This is a genomic window from Acidimicrobiia bacterium (assembly GCA_040289475.1).
GTDB lineage: Bacteria > Actinomycetota > Acidimicrobiia > ATN3 > PSLF01 > PSLF01.
The window spans coordinates 33,995-54,949 of the sequence record PSLF01000008.1 but is presented as its reverse complement, the minus strand read 5'-3'; the positions used below and the strand labels follow the sequence as shown (position 1 = coordinate 54,949).

Here is a 20,955-nt window from a genome sequence, read left to right as displayed (position 1 = left end):
ACGGGCGTTGCAGACCTTCGTCGACAAAAGCCTCGGTAGCGTTCCGCCTAATCTCCAGCACCAGCCGCCGCTAGAGCCACAAAGCGCTCGAACAGACCGACTGCATCGTGGGGCCCCGGCGCAGCTTCTGGGTGATACTGAACCGAAAACGCCGGAAGTTCCAGGCATTCGATTCCCTCGATCGTGCCATCGTTCAGATTGAGGTGAGTCACCTCAATCTCGCCAAATGCTTGGCTTCTGAGACGCAACGGTCCCTCCAGCGAGCCCTCTTTCCAGGGAAGCCCTTTCGGTAGACTGCCCCCGAGCGACTCGGAAGATACGGCGAAACCATGATTTTGAGAGGTGATCTCCACACGTCCGGTGGCAAGTACTCGCACCGGATGGTTTCCCCCGTGGTGTCCGAAGGGAAGCTTGAAGGTCTTTGCTCCCAAAGCCAGGCCCAGAAGCTGGTGACCCAAGCAGATCCCAAAAATAGGCACTCTGCCCAAAAGACCCTTTATAGCCTCGATCCCATACGAGACGACCGCCGGATCTCCAGGGCCATTCGAGAGAAACACGCCATGAGGAGAAAGCGAAAGTACCTCCTTGGCCGGCGTGACACCAGGCACCACGGTGACCTTGGCCCCTTGCTTGACAAAGTACTCGATAATTCGCCGTTTGATACCGAAGTCATAAGCCACGATGTGACAGCGGGCCGAGAGCCCGTCTGGCTCGAAACTCTGCGGCTCCTTGCCTATCACTCGCCTGACCAAATCCCGACCCTCGAGCCTTGGCGCTTTTCGCGCCATCTCGACTGCGTCCCCGGGATCGACATCTCCATGGACTATCACCCCCGTCATAGCTCCTTTGTCTCTTATATGCCTGGTCAGCCGGCGAGTATCGACCTCGGTGATCGCCGGGCAACCCGCCTCGATCAAAAACTCTTCGAACGAACGGTGGCTCCGCCAAGAGCTCGCATGCTCGCTGAGAGAGCGCAATACCATGCCCGAGGCGAAAATCGTCCTGCTTTGCGAGTCGCTGTCACAAACCCCGTAGTTGCCTATGTGGGGATAAGTCATAGCCACGATTTGGCCGGAGTAGGAAGGATCGGTGATCACCTCTTGGTAGCCGGTTAGCGAGGTATTGAAAATGACCTCCCCAAAGCAGTCACCTTGCGCCCCAGCATCGGCCCCAGCCGCCTCTCCTTCGAAGATCGCTCCGTCTTCGAGAGCGAGAAGTGCCTTCCGCCGCCTCAATCGCCGCTCCTTTCTTCTTCGAATACCACTTGTCCTCGGTAGATCGTCAAAACCACCCTACCGTTGAATTTCCGTCCCGCATAGGGGCTCGCCTTAGCCTTGGAATAGGAAACAGATGGGTCGTACTCCCAAGTCCTAGACGGATCGAACACAGCTACGTTTGCAGCTGATCCTTCTTGCAAGGGCCCGCCGTGGTCCTCGAGCCCCAAAATCTCAGCTGGTCTGGAGCTCATGAGCCTCACGAGATCTTGTATGGAAAGCACCCCGTTGCAAACTAGCTCGGTGTAAAGAAGGGAGAAAGCGATCTCTATACTGGCGATGCCGGCAGGCGCCTCCTCAAAGGCAAGTTCCTTGAGCTCGGGAGCGTGCGGAGCGTGGTCGGTAGCTACCACATCTACGACCCCTTCCACTAAAGCTTCTCGAGCAGCCTCAAGATCGAACCGCGTGCGCAAAGGGGGGTTGACTTTGTAGACGGGGTCGCATCCGCTCGCAGCCTCCTCGGTAAATACGAGATGGTGCGGGGCGACCTCGGCTGTAACAGAAAGTCCTGATTCCTTGGCACGCTTCAACAAATCAAAGCTGTCCGACGTCGATAAATGCTGAAGGTGAAGACGGCCTCCCACGGCCGCCAAAATGGCCAAGTCTCTAGAGACTATGACGGTCTCGGCCTCTCTCGGTCTGACCGGTAGGCCGAGTCTCGAGGAGATCTCACCTTCGTTGATGCAACCGACACCACGTCGTTCCCGCGCGCCGTAGCCAAATCTAGATTCCTCTTCAAGTGATTGCGAGACCAAATCCTCTCCAACGAGAGAGGGTTCTTCTGGGTGATCAGCGACTATGAATCCCATTCGGGCACTGTTGGTCAATGCGAGCTTGAGGGCAGCCGCAGATCTCACACAGGTTCCATCGTCTGTAAAAAGCCTCACTCCCAATCCAGCGAGGCGCCCCATCTCCGTAAGTCGGTAGCCGCTCCGATGTTTGGTTACGCAAGCAGCCACCTCGACATCGACCAACCTCACCGCGTTCGCTTTCGACCTTACCGAGACAACTATTTCGGGCGAGTCGACTGGCGGATTGGTATTGGGCATTGCGACAACTGCTGTGTACCCGCCCGCTACGGCGGCCCGACAGGCTGTCTCTATAGTCTCGGATCGCTCTTGGCCAGGTTCCCTCAGATGGGTATGCATATCGACGAGACCAGGAAACACCAACATTCCAGACGCATCGATCACTCGAGCTCGGGCATGCCTGATCCCCCTGCCCATCTTTAGTATCCGCCCGTCCTCTATGAGTAGGTCCGCCTGGGTCACGCCGTCCGGTCCAACAACTTCGCATCCCCGAATCAACAAGGTCTCGAAGATCATAGGTGGCTACCTCACGATCCTGCCGGCATCGGATAGCAGCAAAGTTGAGTCAGACCGATTCTCATATACGAGCATCCGCCGGCTCCTCTCTGCTTCCCACGGTTAGCAAATACAAAACCGCCATCCTCACGGCTAACCCAGACGCAACCTGCTCGTTGACGAGGCAATTGTCTAATGCCAGGACATCTGGGTCGACCTCTACCCCCCTATTCACGGGGCCCGGGTGCATGATTACAGCCCCTTCGGGAAGTGCTTTGGCTCGGGCTAGATCCACCCCGAAAAACTGCCTGTACTCTTCCTCCGATCCGATGGCACCACCTGCTCCCCGCTCAAGCTGAAGTCGTAGCAGCATAAGGACATCGGTATTTGGAATTACGTCGTCCAAGGAGTGACTGAACGCACACGGCCATCCCTCGGCGTAACGAGGCAGCAGCGCAGGAGGCCCTACACAAGTAACTTCGAATCCAAAGCGGGAAAACAGCCAGACTGCCGAGCGAGCCACTCTCGAATGCTGTATATCGCCGACTATGGTGACCCTGAGGCGCTCGTTCCCTCCCCAGCGTTTCCGAATCGTGTATAAATCGGTAAGAGCCTGGGTCGGATGCTGATGACAACCGTCTCCCGCATTTACGACTGGAACATCTAAAACCTCGGCTATTCGCTCGGGCGCCCCCGAGCACGGGTGGCGAATCACCAAGCAGTCGGCTCCGATTGCCGTCAGTGTAAGGGCTGTGTCGATCAAACTCTCTCCCTTGGATACAGCCGATCCAGCTGCCGCAAAGGAAATCACGTCGGCGGAGAGTCTCCTTGCCGCCAGCTCGAAGGAGATCCTCGTTCGGGTGGAAGGCTCGAAAAACGCTACGGCTACAGTTACGCCTCTTAGAACCGGCACTACAGGCACCGGTCGAGCTAAAACTTCTTCGAAACTGGCAGCCTCGCGAAGAATGCGCTCAACGAAGCTGGTTTCGATATCTTCTGTGGACAGCAGATCGGAAGGTACCACAGATTTATGAGAAACAGTCACCACACCCCCCTCGTCACCGGACTCGACGACTCTATGTCCTCCGCTCATGGCCTCGTTGTTGGGATTTGGGTAGAGGCACCCGTGGTCCGTACTTGTTGGTCTTGCACCTCGATGTAGACTGCATCCTCTCCGTCTACTTCTTCGAGGTGAACTTTGACGACCTCGCCCAGAGAGGTAGGTAGGTTTTTACCTACGAAATCGGCTCTAATCGGGAGCTCCCGATGGCCCCGATCGATGAGAACCGCAAGCTGGGCTCGTCTAGGCCGCCCGAAGTCCATTAGGGCATCTAGCGCCGCTCGAATTGTCCGACCAGTAAAGATCACGTCGTCAACTAGGACCACGTTTCTACCGGTTAGGTCGAAACCAAGATCGCTCTGCCTCGACGGACGAGGACGCCTCATAGGAAGGTCGTCTCGGTAGAACGTGACATCCAGCTCGCCACAGTCGACACGCGCCCCCTCGAATTCCTCTATCAGACGGGCCAGACGGCGAGCAAGCGGAACCCCGCGGGTAAATACTCCTACAAGAGCAAGAGAATCGGGGAAGTTGCCGGCTTCCACGATTTCATGGGCCATGCGAGCGATAGACCGCCGCATAGAAGCGGCATCTAGTACTTTCTTGCGCGAGCATTCTCGCAACTCACGTCCTTTCTCGCCTCACCGGACGAGCCATTAAAGGAGCAGTCCAAACTCGTAAAGAAGGCCCGAGGAGCCAGGACCACGATACCACCAGTCGAACTCACAATCGAGAATCATACGGATATCCCCAGGTAGCGCAGGTCTGAGACAACTAAAACGCCCCACTTTTTCGAGCACGGCAACTGAGAGCGTGCCGAAAATTGCGGAACACTGCTTCGGTGACAAACATCACATAAAAACCCGAAACCGTCCTTGTTTCCTATTCGTCCAACTGAGGGCCGCATGAGTTGTTCATATGTTTTTGCTCGAATTGTTGGGAGGGCGCGGTGTCCCAATCGATGCTAGATACCTACGAAGGCGACCTAAAGGCATTGGGCGACGACGCGGTTGTTGTAGCTCCGTGCTCCGGGAAGCTGAACCTCGACCCGGCGTTCATTCGTCCCGGAGCCGTCGTCTACCGCGGGGAGGTGGTAGGGCGAATAATCCAACGGCGTGGGTGCCAAACAGTAGTGAGTCGTTTTACCGGTATTGTCGAGAGAACACTTGTAGAGCCGGGTTCGAAAGTGCGCGCTTCCCAGCCGGTGATTTGGCTAAGAAAGATCTAGGTTTAGCTGCAGCTGGCGGGCAGTCGAGACCGGCACCCACTCGCAGATACTCAGGCTTTGCTCATCCCCCAACGGCAACTCTGAACGGAACGAACATCTCGCCTTCGGTGAGAGAACCGTGACTGCCAAGGGGAGGATCCTGCGGCCAATCGGGATCCACCAACACCGAATCACCCCGCATCGCGACAATCACATCTCCTATGCGACTCTGGACATCTGGAGAAGGCACATCTCCGAAAAGGCCCAAAGAGATTGCTCTATCCCGTTTGAACACCAAACCGCTGTCGCCAAAACGCTCCGAGGCTGCCTCGAATAGAGCCTCCTCTGATCCGGGTCGAGCATGCAGATACCGGACTCTGGGCTCCCCGACCACCGCGCGGCACAAATCCTTGACATCTCTGTCCGCTACAATGCGGGACTCCTCTGGGGTTGAAATCATTCCGTGATCCGAGGTAACCAGGATGCCATCACCAGGCTTCAGGGTCGCCAGTATCTTTTCGCACAGCGAGTTGGCCTTGGCAGCAGCGTCAGCCCACCTCTGACTCGTAGGACCCGCAGCGTGTCCTTCTTTGTCGAGCCCGTCCCAGTACACGTACACAAGCTTGCGCCGCCGGTCTTCCAGAAGGCTGCGAACCCGATTGGGAATTTCCGAGGACCGCGAATAGGACGCCCAACTTGCTCCGCGCAACAATAGCGAGGAAAACCCCGAGCCTTCGAACTCGTCCCTTGTGATCACGTAAGCACCTATCTTTGCTGTCCCTATAATTTCGAAAACCGTCCTACATGGCTGGTACTTCTTCGGAGATGGCAAAGCCGGTGCCTTCAAAGGCCTACCGATCCCCGAGAAAGCGAGTTTCGCATCGGCAGCGTCCTGATCATAAGCAAAGCGAATCACATTGAAACTTCGTCCCCTCTCGAGTAGGCGGTAGCCAACGATGCCGTGGATTGCGGGAACTGAGGCGGTGCAAATCGATGTAAGTCCCGTGGCGCTTGTAGAAGGGAAAGTCGAGGTTGCAAAAGTTCCGGCCAGCTCCCATATGTCCGATAGGACATCACGGTGCTCTCTCAACTGAATGGCCCCCAGCCCATCGATTACGAACACGACAAGGCGCCGCAGAGACGGCGGGATGGGAAGCTCGTATGTATCTTCGTCCCAATCTCCAACGCCCATAGCGGCAAGGATCCAGCTTCCGACCTCTGCCAAGGAGCGACTCCCGTAAGCAGGCGGACACAAATCCGCAGGGAAAGCCTCCTTGGTAGAGCCGTCGCCGAGTGCGGGGGGCAGTACAAACATTTCTGACACAGACAGCCGCTGTTCTCCTCGAAGAAGCCTCTGGCGCTCGGCAGCCACCGAGTCGAGAACACCGTTTACGAAACGGGCTGCATCTTCCGTGGAATACTCCTTGGCAAGTTCGACCGCCTCGTCTATGGCTACAGGCGAAGGAGAATCTGTAAAGACGAGCTCGAAGACGCCAATGCGCTGAATTATCAAATCAACGGTGGGCATGGTCTCGGGCTGCCATCCGGAAGCGAACTCCGAGATTATCTCGTCTATCCGCTGTAGACGCTGGGCAACCCCCCTGGCTAAAAAAAGCGCAAAAGGTTCCATCCCGCCTGAAGAGAGGCTCTCCGAAATCACATCCTCGATATCACGCCCCGTGATCTCGGTCTGATAGAGAAGTTGAAGAGCTTGCCGCCTGGCCTTGTGGCGCCTCACCGCGCCGCTAACCCTGTTCCCTAGTCAGGTACTCTCCCGTTCGTGTGTCGACTTTTATGCGGTCCCCCTCCTCTATGAAAAGCGGCACTTGGACGACGAGACCCGTGTGAAGCTTGGCAGGTTTTGTTCCTCCAGAGACCCGGTCGCCTTTTACTCCTGGCTCCGTCTCTACTACTTCCAGGACAACGCTGGGCGGAAGCTCTATTTTGATGAGACGCTCGCCATGAAAGTGGACTAGAACCGACTCTCCCTCTGACAAGAACTCCGAGGCCTTCTCAACCTCAGGCACTTCCAGAGAAAAATTGTGCTGGTCGTATGTGTCGTTGTCCATGAATACCAAGGCGTTCCCATCGCGGTACAAAAACTGCATCTCCTTTTTGTCGATGACGGCCAAGGGGACCTTTTCGTCCGCTCGGAAGGTCTTGTCCAAAACAGCCCCGGTCAGAAGGTTTTTTAGTTTCATCCTGACGAACGCGTGACCCTTTCCGGGCTTTACATGCTGGAATTCGACGATCTCAAATAACCCCTCCGGCAGATCCAGCGCCATTCCGGTTCTGATGTCGTTGGTCGATATCAACTCATTCTCCTCGTATCGCTCACGTGATCCGGTAGCAAGCGGCAGGTGCTCCGTTGCTGTTTGGCTCCCTCTACCGGCCCATAGACATCACAGCCAGATGAGTCCTTTAGGTGAACGTGTTAGCAACGAGTGCCCACCTCTGACCGCCAGGACCATGTCTTCGATCCGGAAACCGCCTAGGCCAGGCAGGTACACACCCGGTTCGACAGTAACGACACAGTTTAGCGGGATGCGATCCGTAGCACCTTTACCGATCCTGGGCCACTCATGGACTTCTAGCCCGAGGCCGTGCCCGGTGGAGTGAACGAACAAATCGCCCATGCCCCCTTTAGCAATTACTCCCCTGGCTGCCGCATCTACGGTTCTCGCAAGACGGTTTGCGGAAACCGCCGCCACTCCAACCTCGTTGGCACGGCGCACCAAAGTGTAAAGCTTGCGGATCTCGGAATCAGGCTTGCCGAGATATACCGTTCGCGTCATGTCGGAGCAGTAGCCGTCGATACGACACCCAAAATCGAGGACTACCAGCTCGTTGTTGCATATCTGCTTATCTTGTGGACGGGCATGAGGAAGGGCGGATCGCACACCAGAGGCGACGATGGGCTCAAAGGAAATGCCGTCGGCCCCTAAAGACTCGAAGTAATCCACAAGGCGCAGAGCAACTTCTCTCTCGGTGACGCCCGGAGTGATCCACCCGAGAAGCTCGGAGAAAGCCGAGTCTGTCAAACGCGCCGCTTGCTTGAGACGCGATATCTCCCACGGGTCCTTTGAAGCCCTCACTTGCTCGATTATCTGAGAAGACGGCTCCAGCTTGTAACCCCTTAACCATTTTCTAAGCTGTATAACAAATCCCCAGCTGGCTGCCTCTGCTTCCAAGAAAACTCTTTTTTCTTCGGCTATTGAGGCTGCCTCTTTTACCGTTTTGGCCAGACCCTCCGCTCCATAAACGAGAATGTGGCCGTCGAACCCAGCTCTCGACAACTCCTCTTCTGACTGAGAGTCGTAGCGTCCGTCGGTCACAAAGACTGCGTCCTTGTGGGTAACCAGCAGCATTGCTGAAGATCCTGTGAATCCTGTTAGATACCTGATGTTGGCTAGTTTGGTAACGAGCAGAGCGGGAATTGCATTGGCCGCCATTTGTCTTCGCACCTTTGCCCAGCGGAACTGGTACTGAGGCGAGGTCGCGCTTTTGTTACGTTGTCGCTTGGGCCTTTTGGAGGGCTTTTTAGGATCGGAGCGGGCCGACACCCTCACGCCGGTCCACCTCCAGAATCTTGCTCCATTTGGCGCTCCGCCTGCTTGTTTGAAGGCCTCGAGCTCCAGTCCGAGTGCTCGGAGGAGTCAGCGCCAGGGGTTTCTGCACCATCTATCGCCGCCAATGCCCGCAGAGCCAGCAAATAAGATGTCACGCCGAATCCAGATATGGTTCCCGTCACATAAGCAGACACAACCGACTTTTGGCGCCAAGCCTCCCTGGAGTATGGGTTGGTGATGTGAACCTCTACGACCCTGCCAGGGGCCTGGGCCAAGGCATCGGCAATGGCGTAGGAGTAGTGGGTGAGGGCTCCGGGATTTATGACGATCCCTGCACTCTCGTCGATTGCGGCGTGAATGGTTTTAATGATCTCCGACTCTGAGTCGGATTGAATACATACAGCCTCGTAGCCTAGAGAAGAAGCCAGCCGTGAAAACGACTCCTCGATCTCTCGTAGGCTCGTCGAGCCGTACACCTTTGGCTCTCTCTTGCCCAACCTTGAAAGGTTGGGGCCATTTATGAGATATACGCGTCGCGAGCCATTCACTGTATTCCTACCCGCGCCAAAGCAATATCGATCTTTGTCGAATCATCGATCATCCGAACAATTGGATTTCCAATCGACTCAAGAAGCACGAAGCGCATCCCCCCGAGATACTTTTTGTCCATAGCCATCGCTTCGAACACCGATTCTTTCGCCACTCTGTGCTCAACTCCTCCGACCGAAACAGGAAGCCCCATCTCTGCGATCCGCCCACGAACCTCAGTCACAACAGAAGGGTCAATACCCAATAAAAGTGCCGAGAGCTCGGCCTCGAAAGCCATCCCGATCGAGATTGCCTCCCCGTGGCTAACTTTGTGCAACGTAACCCTCTCGATTGCGTGTCCCAAGGTGTGACCGAAGTTCAAAATCTCGCGTATTCCAGATTCTCTTTCGTCAGAAGAGACCACGGATGCCTTTACCTCTACGCAAGAACGAACCACCTCAACGGCTTCCTCGTAGCGAAAAATCTCGCGATGGTCGTCAACAAGGCGTGAACGCAGGCTCGCTGCAAGCTCCAGTATCTCCGGCCTAGAAATGAACCCGTACTTGATGACCTCTGCCATTCCAGTCCTAAGCTCTTCGATTGGAAGGGTTTCCAAGGTAGATAGGTCACAGATGACGACGGCAGGCTGATAAAAACTTCCCACGAGGTTTTTCCACCCTTGCAAGTTCACGCCCGTTTTGCCACCTATAGCGGCGTCGACCATTCCCAAGAGTGTCGTGGGAACCTGGAACAATTCAACACCGCGCATGTAGATGGAGGCCAAAAATCCCGCTATGTCGGTCGTGACACCTCCTCCCACGCCCACTACAACATCGCGTCGGTGAAGGCCCGAGTCGGCCATAGCGCTCAAAAGCTCAGAGCACGTACCAATGGTCTTTGACGACTCTCCCTGTTCGAAGACGAAAATGGACACTTCAATGCCAGCGTCTTTGATGCCCCGGCACGCCTCCTCGACCCATCTTTGAGGAACGCCCGTGTCGGTGATGATTGCTGCCCGCTCTGCGTCCACAAGCTCAGAGGCAGCCTTAGCTAGTCGCTCCCGTAGGATTCCGCTTCCTATCAGTACTGGGTAGCTGCGACTAGGTGCTACTATCAAAACTTCAGCTACCGACACTTTTGCTCCCACCACTCCGCTATCGACTTCGCTACCTCTTGTGGACTTCGATTCTCTGTGTCGACTACAAAGTTCGCGAGATCTTCGTACAAATGTTCTCTCGCCGAAAGCAGCTCCGAAAGGCGGGCTTTAAGCTCTTCTTCAGATGAGACTCCCAAAAGTAGAGGACGGCTCTCCACAGCCTTGGTCTCAAAGTTATGCGAGAAAGACTTTTCTGTCTCGGCCCCACCTCCCCTCCAAATTCGGGCAGCGAGCTCTTCTGGAGAAGCTCGCAGATACACACAGTGCCCCCGGTTCGCCAATACTTCCTTGCTCCTCTCGTAAGTCACCACTCCCCCGCCGCATCCCACAACACAGGCCTCTCCTCCCAGCGATTCCAGTGCCTCGGCCTCCAGCCTCCTGAACAGAACCTCTCCGCTATATCTCCACAGCTCGCCAATGGATTGTCCCGTCTTTTCCTCTACGATCTGGTCAAGATCTATCCATTGAAGACCGAGCTGGTTGGCGAGGAGCGGCCCTACCGTCGACTTTCCGGCACCCATCATGCCGATGAGAAACAGATGGCGGTCCCATCGGCGTTGCTGGCTCGTACTACCCCTTCTCAAGGCAAGCTATCCAAGCGACGCTTCAGCCTAGCTTCGTAAGCCCGAATGCGCTCCTGAATCTCGCCTAGGGTGTCGCCCCCGAACTTCTCTAATATCGCGTCAGCCAATACAAAAGAGACCATGGCTTCGCCCACGACCGCTGCTGCCGGGACCGCACAAGTGTCCGTCCTCTGAGTTATGGCTTCGGCTGGCTTTCCAGTCGCAAGATCGATAGTCGCCAACGGACGGGCGAGGCTAGACAGAGGTTTCATGGCACCCCTCACCACAAGAGGCTCTCCCGTCGTCATTCCACCCTCGATTCCGCCCGCTCTGTTAGTTTTTCTTTCGATAAACAGCCCCTCGGAATCTCCCCACACGATCTCGTCGTGAGCTTGCGATCCTCTCGAACGCGCCTGTGCAATTCCCTCCCCGATCTCGACTGCTTTCACGGCGTTGATGCTCATCAACGCTCCTGCGAGCCTACAGTCCAGACGCCTGTCCCAATGCACGTACGATCCGAGCCCTACGGGCAACCCATAAGCGACGACCTCGAAAACGCCTCCGACCGTGTCTCCCTCTTCTCGGGCTGCCTCAATTGCAGCGGCCATGTCCTGGGAAGCCCGGGAGTCCAAGCACCTCAAGGGATCTTTGTCTATCGCTTCGAGATCATCGGGATGTGGAATGTCTACATCGGCCCTGACGCCCCCCACTTCTAAGACGTGGCTTAGTACTCGCACGCCCACTGCTTCTAGAAAAGCCTTGCATATGGCGCCCGCTGCGACTCGAGCTGCAGTCTCCCTTGCCGACGATCGTTCCAACACGTTCCTGGCATCTTCGAATCCGTACTTGATCATTCCGCCCAGATCGGCATGGCCAGGCCTCGGACGGGTCAAAGCCCCCGAAACTTCACCGGGATCGGGACTCATCGTTTCGGCCCACTTCTCGGCAAACTCTGAATTTTCGATTAGCACCGAGAACGGCGATCCAAGAGTCTTCCCGTGCCTGAGGCCCCCTACAATTCGGACTCTGTCCTCTTCAATCGCCATGCGAGGCCCTCTACCGAACCCCAGGCGCCTTCGTGCTAACTCATTAGCCAAATCCTTCGTGCTAAAGGAAATGCCAGCAGGAAGGCCCTCGAGGACCACTACAAGGCCGAAGCCATGGGATTCTCCGGAAGTCAAGAACCTAAGCATGTCAAGTGAAATGGTACCCGTAGGACTAACAACGAGTCGCAGGATACATTGGCGTCCTTCAGGCTCGGGCTCAACCGTTCGGGCTTCGTTCAGCCTGTACCCCGGGGCCGGGAAGTCCGCCAAGAGACCCGAGTGACGGCCGTCTACGAACTTCCCGGCCCCCCGCCCGCTCCGTCAAACTAACGTAGTACCCGCCTCCTGGAGCTGCTGGCGGCTCCGCGATCTCTCCTTAGAGCGAGGATGCCGTAAGCATTCCAGCTGACCGGATAAGAGGGGTGCTTGCTTACTTGAGCACCGACTGTCCGGTACACAAGGTGAATGGAGAGTCACCCTGCAGAAACGAGGCACAATTCCCAGCGATTCGCGTGAGCTTATAGTTACCAGCAAATGTCTCACCAACTCCCACAGTAAATGTCTGCCCGGAGACCTGAACAACTGCCTGAGTTCCACCCACTATCTCCTTGAGAGTCACCGACGATCCCGAGCCAGAAGGCTGCTGAGTACCAGAAGTGCTTCCGCCCTGTGGAGCGGGCGACGGCGTCGAGGACGTTCCCCCGGTAGTACCCGTAGTACCACTTGCTCCCGTAGTAGTAGTCGCAGGCACGGGACAAGCGAACGTACAGCGGAACGGATTCCTTGAACTGTACTGCTGAAAAGATTCGGCGATGTCTGCTTGAAGCCCTGGATCTAGTGAGGGATATGGACTTGGTGCCGGCCCAGCTGTTCCGGTAATTGTCCCTCCTCCGGGCGCGCCCTGTCCGCCGGGTTGCTGTGGCGTTCTCGGGGCTGCTGGAGGCGTGGTGGGAGTAGCAGTCCGCTTTTCCCCACCACCTCTCAGAAACACAAAGTACACAGCCGCCGCGATCAACAAAACCCCCAATACCATTAGGGCAATTATCATTGGCCTGCGACTTGTCGTGCGGGTCGGGGGCGCGCCCTCCGGCGCCGGGGCTCCTGGTTGCTCCGGAGGCACTCCCTCCGGGGCTAGGCTACCAGGTCCGCCTCCCACACCAAAACCCTCACCTAGAGGTGCGCCCGGTGGTGGCGGAGGCGGGCCATACTGCCCGGGACCACCTGTTGGCACCTGGCCTATAGGTCCAGTAGGTGGCTGTATCGGTCCGGTGGGGATATCTGTACTCATCGCTTACCTAATCCCAATCATCTTCAAGGCCGCCTTTATCTACGGGCCCATAGACTTTGCGCCGCCCGCCCCGCCACCTGTAGGCGATGGACTGGGACCTATTCCAGTTGGCTGAGGCGGAACAGGCTCGCCGGCTCTCGGAACGAAAAGCTGACCAGAGCAGTTCCCGAGCTCGTTCGGCTGCCTACCCTCGGAAAATCCGGGCTGGGGCGGTGTACAACCAGCCTCCGGCGCTCCAGGAATCTGGCCTCGCTGGCTCGGACCCTGCGGCGGGTAAATCAGATTCAGGTCGGCGTCAGATGGAGTCCAAGGAAGACCAGTCTGGGTGGTAAACATTCGGCCCCGAATGCTCACCTGCAACTGCGCGGTCTCAAGTTGAGCGAGAATCTGTAGATTGTCGACTACAAAGGTACGGCGCAGCTTTTCCAGTCGAATCAAGTAGTCGATCATCTGGAAGTAACCGCCCTCTAGATTTAGAGAGATGTTCATCTCTGCCGGCGCCGCTGTAGATGGTGCTTGGGACGGAGTGCTCGTCTTTTGTGGTTGCTCTGGTATCGAGGGGGCGATTGACATCCACTTCATTCCCGCTTGGCGAGCGATCTCATAATTTGCCCAGATGAACTCCGCCAGGTCAGGCGTGTCAGGCACGTTTTGACGGAATTCAACTAATCCAGCCCGCGTACGAGCCTCATTGCGCTGGAGCTCGACCCGTCTAGCAATCGTAGTCTCGAGATTACGCTGTTCTTGCTGTAACTTCGAGAGCTCCTTTTGCTTTTCGGCCCTGTTTGCCCCCAACGGGCTCCTTATCAGAAAGAACCAAGCAAGAATGAGCGTCACCGACACCACTGCAGCCACGATGAATGGAATCACCCTTCGCATTGAGACCTACCTGCTATCTTCTCGGTGTCGGCGGCGGGGCACCAGATGATTGCGCACCGTAGAACGAGTGTCCGCAGACTCCGTATGGTGCTTGAGCGAGGTTTTCGAATCCGCGCTCTGCACAGCGGCCCATCCATCCCATGGCGTATGGGCTGAGGAATGCTTCGAAACTGAACGAAGTTTTCGTAGTAGCGACCTCTCCTCCGCCGGGAAGCTGCTGTTTTTGCTCTGACAGCGTTGCGTCCCGAACCCAGGCATAAGTTAGAGAGGGCATTCCTCGATTGACCCTGTATAGCCAATTACCGACCTCCCTGTGGTTTTTGGCTACAGCCTGAATCGTGACCTTGCCAATAACCTTGCGGGTCGGTGAAGGACTCGATGGTGGCAGCACATTACCTGGTGGGGCTGCCCCGGGTGAGGTCTGCTGACCTCCTGGGCTGGGCTGTTGGCTCTGGCCCTGGGCGGGAACGTTCTGCTGAGTCCCTGCCTCTCCCGTGAAGCTGTTCAAATACACGCCGTCGGGCATTGCCGATGCAATCTCTTGAAGGACCTTCGCCCATGAAACTTCGTTCGTCCAGGCTGCCTGAACCAAGGAGCGCTGCGTCTCGAACTCGGTCTGAAGCCCCTCGAGGTACTCCAGCTCAGCTGCGCGAGCCTTTAGACGATTGTTTTCTGCCTGCTGTGCCTCCACTTTATTAGCCAGTCGCTTGCTCTGCGCAGCCTGCAAAATGGTGAGTACCACAAGGATTGCTACTACACCAGCGATGATCGCTAGGGCTATGTACCAATTCCGCCTGACGAGGCGTGATTCGGCTATCTCGGGAGGTACTAGGTTTATTCCACCCCTGAACCTGTACATCTCAGACCGCCTCGCTCAAGGCCAGACCTACAGGAACTGCCAGATAAGGCTCTATCGAGGCCAACTGCTCAGGGTGCATGCCAAGATCGGCAAGCTCAACGTACTGAAGAGGATGCCCCTGTTCGACAGGGATCCCTAAGGCGGAGCGTAACCGATCTGGAATCGTCCTAAGCTGCGAGCCTCCTCCAGAGAGGACAACTCGAGAGATCGGCTGGGCATCGGGCTGGGCCATATAAAAGTCGAGGGATCCGCGAATCTCGTCAACAAAAGAGGCCGTTTTTTCTTCGATCACGTCCATCGCGCGATCGTAGCCAGGAGGAGCAGACCCCGAAGCACCTATCTCTCTTTTGATCTGCTCTGCACTGATTGGATCTACGCCCAGCTGCTCGGAGATTGCTGCAGTAAAGTCGTCGCCCCCGCCGGCGATGATTCTCACGAAGCGGGGTTTGGTTTGCTCGTGTACTACAACGTTCGTAATGCCTGCGCCAATGTCGACGAGTGCCTCGGCGGGCGGTGGCTCTTCAAGTCCGTACATGCTCACCAGAGACCTCATTAGAGCCAGCGCGTTTAGGTCTATGACGGCAGGTTGAAGCTTTGCATACTGCAACGTCTCTATCAATGACTGGATCATCTCTTTTTGAGCAGCTACTACTAAAATCCGTAAGAGGCGCTGCCCCTCGCCTGGATACACCTCTTCTACCGGCATGTAGTCAATGATCGCTTCCTCTAACGGAATGGGAATGAACTCTTGGATTTGGAACGCCAAGGCGTTGCGCAACTCCTCTTCTGGCATCCACTGCAACTCGACTTGACGCACCACTACTTTCGCGTTGGCCACCCCGACTACGACAGCGTCCTTGCCTTTGAACTTTCCCGACTTCCACAACCTCGAGATTGCGTCTCCGACTGCAGGCGGATTGACAATTTCACCCTCACGAGTCGATCCGGGAGCCATCTCTTGCTGAGCTATGCGTACCAACACGGGGCGGTCTTTTCCGATGCGTATCTCGACACCCCTCACCGACGAGGTGCCGATATCAAGGCCGACAACAGTCTTTGGCACTACGACCTCTCCTCTGCGGTAGAAGAGCTAAGCAAATAGCGGATCAAATCTTGCCTCCGAATTCTGTAAGAGCGACCTACTCTCACCGCCGGAAGCTCTCCCCGTTTGATTAGCCGATACACCGTCATGGTCGAGACCCGGGTGAGCCCTGCGACCTCCCGCACGGTCAGTAACTCGACCTTTGGTGGTACTTCTGCTCTTGACAAAACCCACTCGCTTCGAGTCAATTGCTTGCATTGTACGACTCGCTTTTCCTAAATCGTCCAAAGGTTGCAAAATCTTGATACCTAGACAACTCCAGCAATCTTCAGTCACACATCTAACACTGTCCCCAGGCCCCCCATCGAGGCGAGCCCCTTACATGTCCTCTTAGATAGAGAACGGCGGAGATCGGTCGGGCCGGACCCGCCGGCGCCGCCAACTCCGCCACATCTTGTGTGCCCCAAAAATTGTGGTATAACAATACAAGCAAATTCCTGCTTTGTAAAGCACTATTGGCGCAAGCTCGGATGTCTATCGCAGAGCCAGACCCATGAGGTGTAGATACAAGCGGGCAAGCTCGCCGCGCTTAGGGTAACGTTCGGCATCCTGCAAGGGGAAGACCCATGAGGTGTAGATACAAGCCGGCAAGCTCGCAACCCCACAGAAGTACCGCATAGGCCCCAAGAGAAAGAAACGGGCCAAAGGGAATAGTTTTTCCCAATCGGCTCTTGCCTACTGCGACAAGCGTAAGCCCCACGACACTTCCAATTACCAATGCCAGCATAAAGCCAGCGAGCGGATACCACCACCCGAAGTATCCCAACACCCAACCTAGGAAAAAGGCATAGCGTACATCTCCAAAGCCCATCCACCGTGGATCGATGCTGTGGATCGCAAACAATGCGATCCCATAACCCATCGAGGAAGCCAGTGCAATAATCAACGCCGCAGGGCGTGCTTCATAGAGAGCTACGACTACGCTCAAGGGGATCACCATGACCAGTCCCCAGTACACGAGCTTCCGAGGAATGCGCTTTGTCTTGGCGTCTATGATCGCTACCGAGACAAAGACGACTGTAGCTGCCATAACGAGAATCGCAGCCGCAGGCCTGTTGGCTGTCACCCACAGCCTCCAGACCACGACGCCGAAGGCAACGGCTACCCCAGCTTCGGTAGCGGGGTACCTCCATCCGATCGGCTCTTTGCAGTGCCTACACCTACCACCTAAAAAAAAGTAAGAGATAATTGGGATGTTCTCCCAAAAACCTATGGGTGCCAGGCAGTGGGGACACCGAGACGGTGGATGAACGATCGACCGCCCTTCTGGGACCCTCGTTACGATCACGTTGACGAACGAACCAAAAATCAATCCCACAAGCGTCCAAAAAACGACGATCGTCCAGTCCTGGAAAGAATTCAACCCAGACCGACTCCTTTAGTCGCCACAGAATACGTCGGGACAATAAGAGAGCCAACAAGTTTGGATCGTCAAATAGCGAAAAGGGGCGCCATATGGCGCCCCTTTCGCTCACAGAGTCTGACCCCAACGCCTGGGAGTGGAATCGCTAAGAGCACATCCAACCTTGGTTTTGGTCTTGGCTTGCTCCGGCGACTGCTCCAGGTAAAGGACCGATGTTGAGGTCAGCTGAGCCGTCGTTGCAGGCATACCATGTTCCTGCTCCCGATCCACCACTTATCGCCTCGTCACCGAGGTTGTAGTTGTTCCCGGAAGCAGCCGCTGTTCCGCCGTTGTAGGCTGCGGCTACAGTCGTCAGTATGTTTTGGATTGCAACACATACCCGACGCTGAGCGGCTGCGCAGTTAGTGGAATTGACCGTAGCGTTGTTCACCCAGAGCAGCGAGTTCTCCACTTGCTGGAGCTGCGCCGGGACATCGGTGTAGCGCTGGGTGTCGACGTAGTAGGTCTTCTCCGTCGTTAGTGCGTTGCGCAGGTTCGACTGAGCCGCACGGTTCTGGGCACGACGCCGGGCTCCCAAAAACGTCGGGATGGCGATGGAGATAAGTATTGCAATGATCAGCACCACCACCATCAGCTCGATCAAGGTAAAGCCCTCGTCTTTACCCTTTAGGTCTTTTCTGAGCCACATCATCTTGTATCACCTCCTTTCTTTTTGGACTCACCTGGGCAAGATGCAACCTCTCGCCTCAGGCTGTTTAGGGTATCGGTCGCGAAGCAACCGGCCTTTAGGGGTCTTGCAATAATAGTTTCTGCCATCTACTTGATGAGGTTGACGATGTTGAACATCGGCATGTACAAGGCAATAACCATCCCCCCTACAGCGGCGCCCATCACTGCTATAAGGATTGGCTCGATGAGCGAAGTGAGTGCCTGTACCGTAGCCTCAATTTCTTGATCATAAAAGTCAGCTATTTTGGTGAGCATAGTGTCCAAGGCGCCTGTCTCCTCTCCAACGGCGATCATCTGCACTACCATCGGTGGGAAGACCGAGTGCTCTAGGAGAGGCCTCGCAATACTCTCGCCGCTCTTCACGCTCTCTTGGACAGCGAGGATTGCCTTGGAGACCACTGCGTTGTTCACCGTTCCCGACACAATGTCCAAGCTTTCCAAGATAGGCACACCCGATCGTATGAGATCCGAGAGGGTTCTTGAAAAGCGGGAAAGGGCCACCTTGTGAAAGAGCGGTCCGAACACTGGAACCTTGATCTTGAAAGAGTCGAAGATCATTCGACCCGACTCGGTTTTCTTCCACGCCCTCAGTCCGAAGAACGCCCCTACGCCAAGGAGAATCACCAGCCACCATAAGCTCTTTATGAGGTTGGAAACACCGATCAAAATCCTCGTCGGAGCTGGCAGCGTGCCTCCCAGCTCTTTGTAGAGGTTCTCGAACATGGGCACTATGAAGATCAGCATCGCCGTGACTATCAGTACGACCATCACGAACACCACGACCGGATAAGTCATGGCTGACTTGATCTCGCTTCTCAGTGCCACCTGCTTTTCGATCGTCTCAGCTAGCCGCAAGAGAACCAAATCGAGGTTTCCGCCGGTTTCTCCCGAGCGGACCATCGAGACGTACAGGTCGTTGAAGACCTTGGGATGCTTGGCAAGCGCTGACGACAGAGACCCCCCTCCCTCTATCTCGTCCCTCACTTGTCTTATGGTTTCGCGCAGCGGCTTCGACTCGGTCTGCTCGGCCAGGATGTTCAACGATCGCAGAAGCGACAGGCCCGAATTGATCATTGTGGCAAACTGGCGAGAAAAGACCGCCAGGTCCTTTAGTTTGACCTTGTTGCCGCCGATCGTGATCTCGCGCTTTAGGCCCTCTTGTTTCTTGGAGATCTCGATGGGTATGTATCCCATCTCACGTAGCTTGGCTGTGACAACGGTGGCATTGTCTGCAGCCAGTTCGCCCTCGATAAGTTGGCCCTGAGAATCGCGCACTTTATATACAAACGTGTCAGGCACCGTAAGCTCCTCTCCTAATTGAGCTACCTACAGATAATAAGCTCCGCCCGGTACCCATTAGATCCTTTAGATCCTTCCCAACAGCCTCATGAGATCTTCTTCGTTTGCACACCGCTCTCGCGCCATGTCTAGGCTTATACGACCAGCTTTTACTAGATCCGCCAGCGACTGGTCCATAGTCTGCATGCCAAAGCGCCCGCCGGCCTGCATGACGGAGTAGATCTGGTGAGTCTTGCCCTCTCTTATCAAGTTTCGCACCGCCGGCGTACAAATCAAGACCTCGCAAGCTACGACTCTCCCCTTTCCATCGGCTGTCTGAAGAAGCTGCTGGGTACAAACCGCCTGAAGCGAGGAGGCTAGCTGAACCCTGACTTGTTGCTGCTGATGGGGCGGGAACACGTCGATTATGCGGTCAATCGATTGAGGAGCATCTTGTGTATGCAAAGTTCCAAAGACCAAGTGGCCTGTCTCGGCCGCAGTTATGGCTGTGGCAATCGTTTCGAGATCGCGCATCTCGCCGACCAGAATCACGTCTGGATCCTGGCGTAGTACCCGCTTCAAAGCGCTAGCAAAGCTATGTGTGTCCTCACCGACCTCTCTTTGGTTTACGAGTGCCCTTTTGTGGGTGTGAAGAAACTCGATGGGATCTTCTACAGTCATGATGTGGACGGGACGCTCTCGGTTGACGATGTCGATGATTGAAGCGAGAGTGGTTGACTTTCCGGAGCCGGTGGGTCCGGTTACGAGTATGAGTCCTCTCGGTAGATACGCGAAGCTCGTCAACACTGGCGGAAGCCCGAGTTTCTCCAAGGGCAAAATGTTCATCGGTATGACTCGCATCACAGCGCCGATCGAGTCCCTTTGGAAAAAGACGTTGACACGAAAACGGGCTTTCCCCGGCAGGGGATGCGACATGTCCAGTTCCAGCTCAGACTCAAGCTTCTCGCGCTGTTTTTGCGTGAGTATAGCGTAGATCATCTTGCGCAGCGGGCCTGGCTTGAGAATCGGGAACTCGGTAAGCGGATGGAGGTCGCCGTGGATCCTCACGGTCGGATGAGCGCCAACCGTGAGGTGCAAGTCCGATGCGCCTCTCTCTAAAACGATCTCCAACAACTCGTTGACGTGAATGTCCTCTGCGCTTCGCTGCACCTGGACGGGTGGAGCTTCTTCTTTTACCGCCCGGGCGGCTTCCATCAGTCGATCATCTGCTCCACCGAGCTTGACGTCTCCGGTCATGAGGCGTCCGGAGGTTCCCCCAGCACCGGGCCGTCCATCTACACCGCCAGGCGGTATACCTCCATGAACCTGCTTTATGGCGGCATTGACCTCGTTTTTGTCAGCGAGACATGGGGTCACCATCCAGCCCGTCGCTTGTTGGACAGCCTGAATAGCATCGGAGTTCTTTGGATCCGCCATCGCCAGCACAAGGTTTTGGCCTTCTATGCCCACACCTATCACGTTGAAGCGGTGGCATATCTCCGGCGGGACCATTCCCACTGCCTCGGGGTGCATGGGCTCGGCAGCAAAGTCGAAAAAACGCATACCGTTTTGGGCAGCTACTGCCATTAGAAGCTGCTTTTCGGTGAGTCTTCCTTCATGCAAAAGAAGTCTAGGAAGGGGGGTGTTCGATGCCTGAGCTCTTGCCGTAGCATCGGCAAGCTCCTCGGGGCTTATAAATCCCTTCTCCACTAAGAAGTGACCGAGTCTATCCGCTGTAGTTGCCATCTCT

Annotated in this window: 21 protein-coding genes; 1 reads left to right on the top strand and 20 read right to left on the bottom strand. The window is 55.9% G+C overall.

What is annotated here, in order from left to right; translation table 11 throughout:
• Positions 1–47 precede the first annotated feature (47 nt).
• The 4 genes from C4318_05705 to C4318_05690 form a co-directional block, all read right to left on the bottom strand.
• Positions 48–1,235 carry a carbamoyl phosphate synthase small subunit gene (locus tag C4318_05705; protein MER3454640.1) on the bottom strand — a complete coding sequence of 396 codons (1,188 nt, stop codon included), beginning with the start codon at positions 1,233–1,235 and terminating at the stop codon, positions 48–50.
• On the bottom strand, positions 1,232–2,599 hold the full coding sequence (locus tag C4318_05700; GenBank protein MER3454639.1) for a dihydroorotase: 1,368 nt from the start codon (positions 2,597–2,599) through the stop codon (positions 1,232–1,234). Before C4318_05700 ends, C4318_05705 begins: the two co-directional genes overlap by 4 nt.
• Positions 2,600–2,660: 61 nt before the next feature.
• On the bottom strand, positions 2,661–3,671 hold the full coding sequence (locus tag C4318_05695; GenBank protein MER3454638.1) for an aspartate carbamoyltransferase: 1,011 nt from the start codon (positions 3,669–3,671) through the stop codon (positions 2,661–2,663).
• The gene (locus C4318_05690) at positions 3,668–4,219 is read right to left on the bottom strand and encodes a bifunctional pyr operon transcriptional regulator/uracil phosphoribosyltransferase PyrR (protein MER3454637.1); all 552 of its coding nucleotides are present in this window, start codon (positions 4,217–4,219) and stop codon (positions 3,668–3,670) included. The genes C4318_05695 and C4318_05690 overlap by 4 nt, the downstream gene beginning before the upstream one ends.
• 368 nt (positions 4,220–4,587) lie before the next feature.
• On the opposite strand from C4318_05690, the gene C4318_05685 reads away from it, so the two are divergent.
• The gene (locus C4318_05685) at positions 4,588–4,866 is read left to right on the top strand and encodes a hypothetical protein (GenBank protein ID MER3454636.1); all 279 of its coding nucleotides are present in this window, start codon (positions 4,588–4,590) and stop codon (positions 4,864–4,866) included.
• Between the two features lie 61 nt (positions 4,867–4,927).
• Here C4318_05685 and nusB read toward each other — a convergent pair whose 3' ends face one another.
• The 16 genes from nusB to C4318_05605 form a co-directional block, all read right to left on the bottom strand.
• Positions 4,928–6,583: a transcription antitermination factor NusB gene (gene nusB / locus C4318_05680; GenBank protein MER3454635.1), complete on the bottom strand. Its 1,656-nt coding sequence runs from the start codon at positions 6,581–6,583 to the stop codon at positions 4,928–4,930.
• A gap of 7 nt (positions 6,584–6,590) precedes the next feature.
• A complete protein-coding gene (efp, locus tag C4318_05675; protein MER3454634.1) occupies positions 6,591–7,160 on the bottom strand; it encodes an elongation factor P in 570 nt (189 codons plus the stop codon).
• Positions 7,161–7,247: 87 nt separating this feature from the next.
• The gene (locus C4318_05670) at positions 7,248–8,414 is read right to left on the bottom strand and encodes a hypothetical protein (GenBank protein ID MER3454633.1); all 1,167 of its coding nucleotides are present in this window, start codon (positions 8,412–8,414) and stop codon (positions 7,248–7,250) included.
• A complete protein-coding gene (locus tag C4318_05665; GenBank protein ID MER3454632.1) occupies positions 8,411–8,962 on the bottom strand; it encodes a 3-dehydroquinate dehydratase in 552 nt (183 codons plus the stop codon). The genes C4318_05670 and C4318_05665 overlap by 4 nt, the downstream gene beginning before the upstream one ends.
• Positions 8,959–10,092, bottom strand: a complete 1,134-nt coding sequence (gene aroB, locus C4318_05660) for a 3-dehydroquinate synthase (protein MER3454631.1) — start codon at positions 10,090–10,092, stop codon at positions 8,959–8,961. The genes C4318_05665 and aroB overlap by 4 nt, the downstream gene beginning before the upstream one ends.
• Positions 10,068–10,622, bottom strand: a complete 555-nt coding sequence (locus C4318_05655; GenBank protein MER3454630.1) for a hypothetical protein — start codon at positions 10,620–10,622, stop codon at positions 10,068–10,070. Before C4318_05655 ends, aroB begins: the two co-directional genes overlap by 25 nt.
• Positions 10,623–10,678: 56 nt before the next feature.
• A complete protein-coding gene (locus C4318_05650; protein ID MER3454629.1) occupies positions 10,679–11,854 on the bottom strand; it encodes a chorismate synthase in 1,176 nt (391 codons plus the stop codon).
• Between the two features lie 283 nt (positions 11,855–12,137).
• The gene (locus C4318_05645) at positions 12,138–12,755 is read right to left on the bottom strand and encodes a hypothetical protein (protein ID MER3454628.1); all 618 of its coding nucleotides are present in this window, start codon (positions 12,753–12,755) and stop codon (positions 12,138–12,140) included.
• A 279-nt stretch (positions 12,756–13,034) separates the two neighbouring features.
• Positions 13,035–13,874: a hypothetical protein gene (locus tag C4318_05640; GenBank protein MER3454627.1), complete on the bottom strand. Its 840-nt coding sequence runs from the start codon at positions 13,872–13,874 to the stop codon at positions 13,035–13,037.
• A gap of 13 nt (positions 13,875–13,887) precedes the next feature.
• Positions 13,888–14,733 carry a hypothetical protein gene (locus tag C4318_05635; GenBank protein ID MER3454626.1) on the bottom strand — a complete coding sequence of 282 codons (846 nt, stop codon included), beginning with the start codon at positions 14,731–14,733 and terminating at the stop codon, positions 13,888–13,890.
• Position 14,734: 1 nt separating this feature from the next.
• Positions 14,735–15,796: a pilus assembly protein PilM gene (locus tag C4318_05630; GenBank protein ID MER3454625.1), complete on the bottom strand. Its 1,062-nt coding sequence runs from the start codon at positions 15,794–15,796 to the stop codon at positions 14,735–14,737.
• The gene (locus C4318_05625) at positions 15,796–16,002 is read right to left on the bottom strand and encodes a hypothetical protein (GenBank protein MER3454624.1); all 207 of its coding nucleotides are present in this window, start codon (positions 16,000–16,002) and stop codon (positions 15,796–15,798) included. The genes C4318_05630 and C4318_05625 overlap by 1 nt, the downstream gene beginning before the upstream one ends.
• 362 nt (positions 16,003–16,364) lie before the next feature.
• Positions 16,365–17,198: a prepilin peptidase gene (locus tag C4318_05620; GenBank protein ID MER3454623.1), complete on the bottom strand. Its 834-nt coding sequence runs from the start codon at positions 17,196–17,198 to the stop codon at positions 16,365–16,367.
• 145 nt (positions 17,199–17,343) lie between these two features.
• A complete protein-coding gene (locus C4318_05615) occupies positions 17,344–17,889 on the bottom strand; it encodes a hypothetical protein (protein ID MER3454622.1) in 546 nt (181 codons plus the stop codon).
• Positions 17,890–18,014: 125 nt separating this feature from the next.
• Entirely contained in the window at positions 18,015–19,226 is a 1,212-nt protein-coding gene (locus C4318_05610) for a type II secretion system F family protein (protein MER3454621.1), read from the bottom strand.
• Between the two features lie 66 nt (positions 19,227–19,292).
• Complete coding sequence (locus tag C4318_05605) at positions 19,293–20,951, bottom strand: type IV pili twitching motility protein PilT (GenBank protein MER3454620.1); 1,659 nt, start codon at positions 20,949–20,951, stop codon at positions 19,293–19,295.
• Positions 20,952–20,955: the final 4 nt, after the last annotated feature.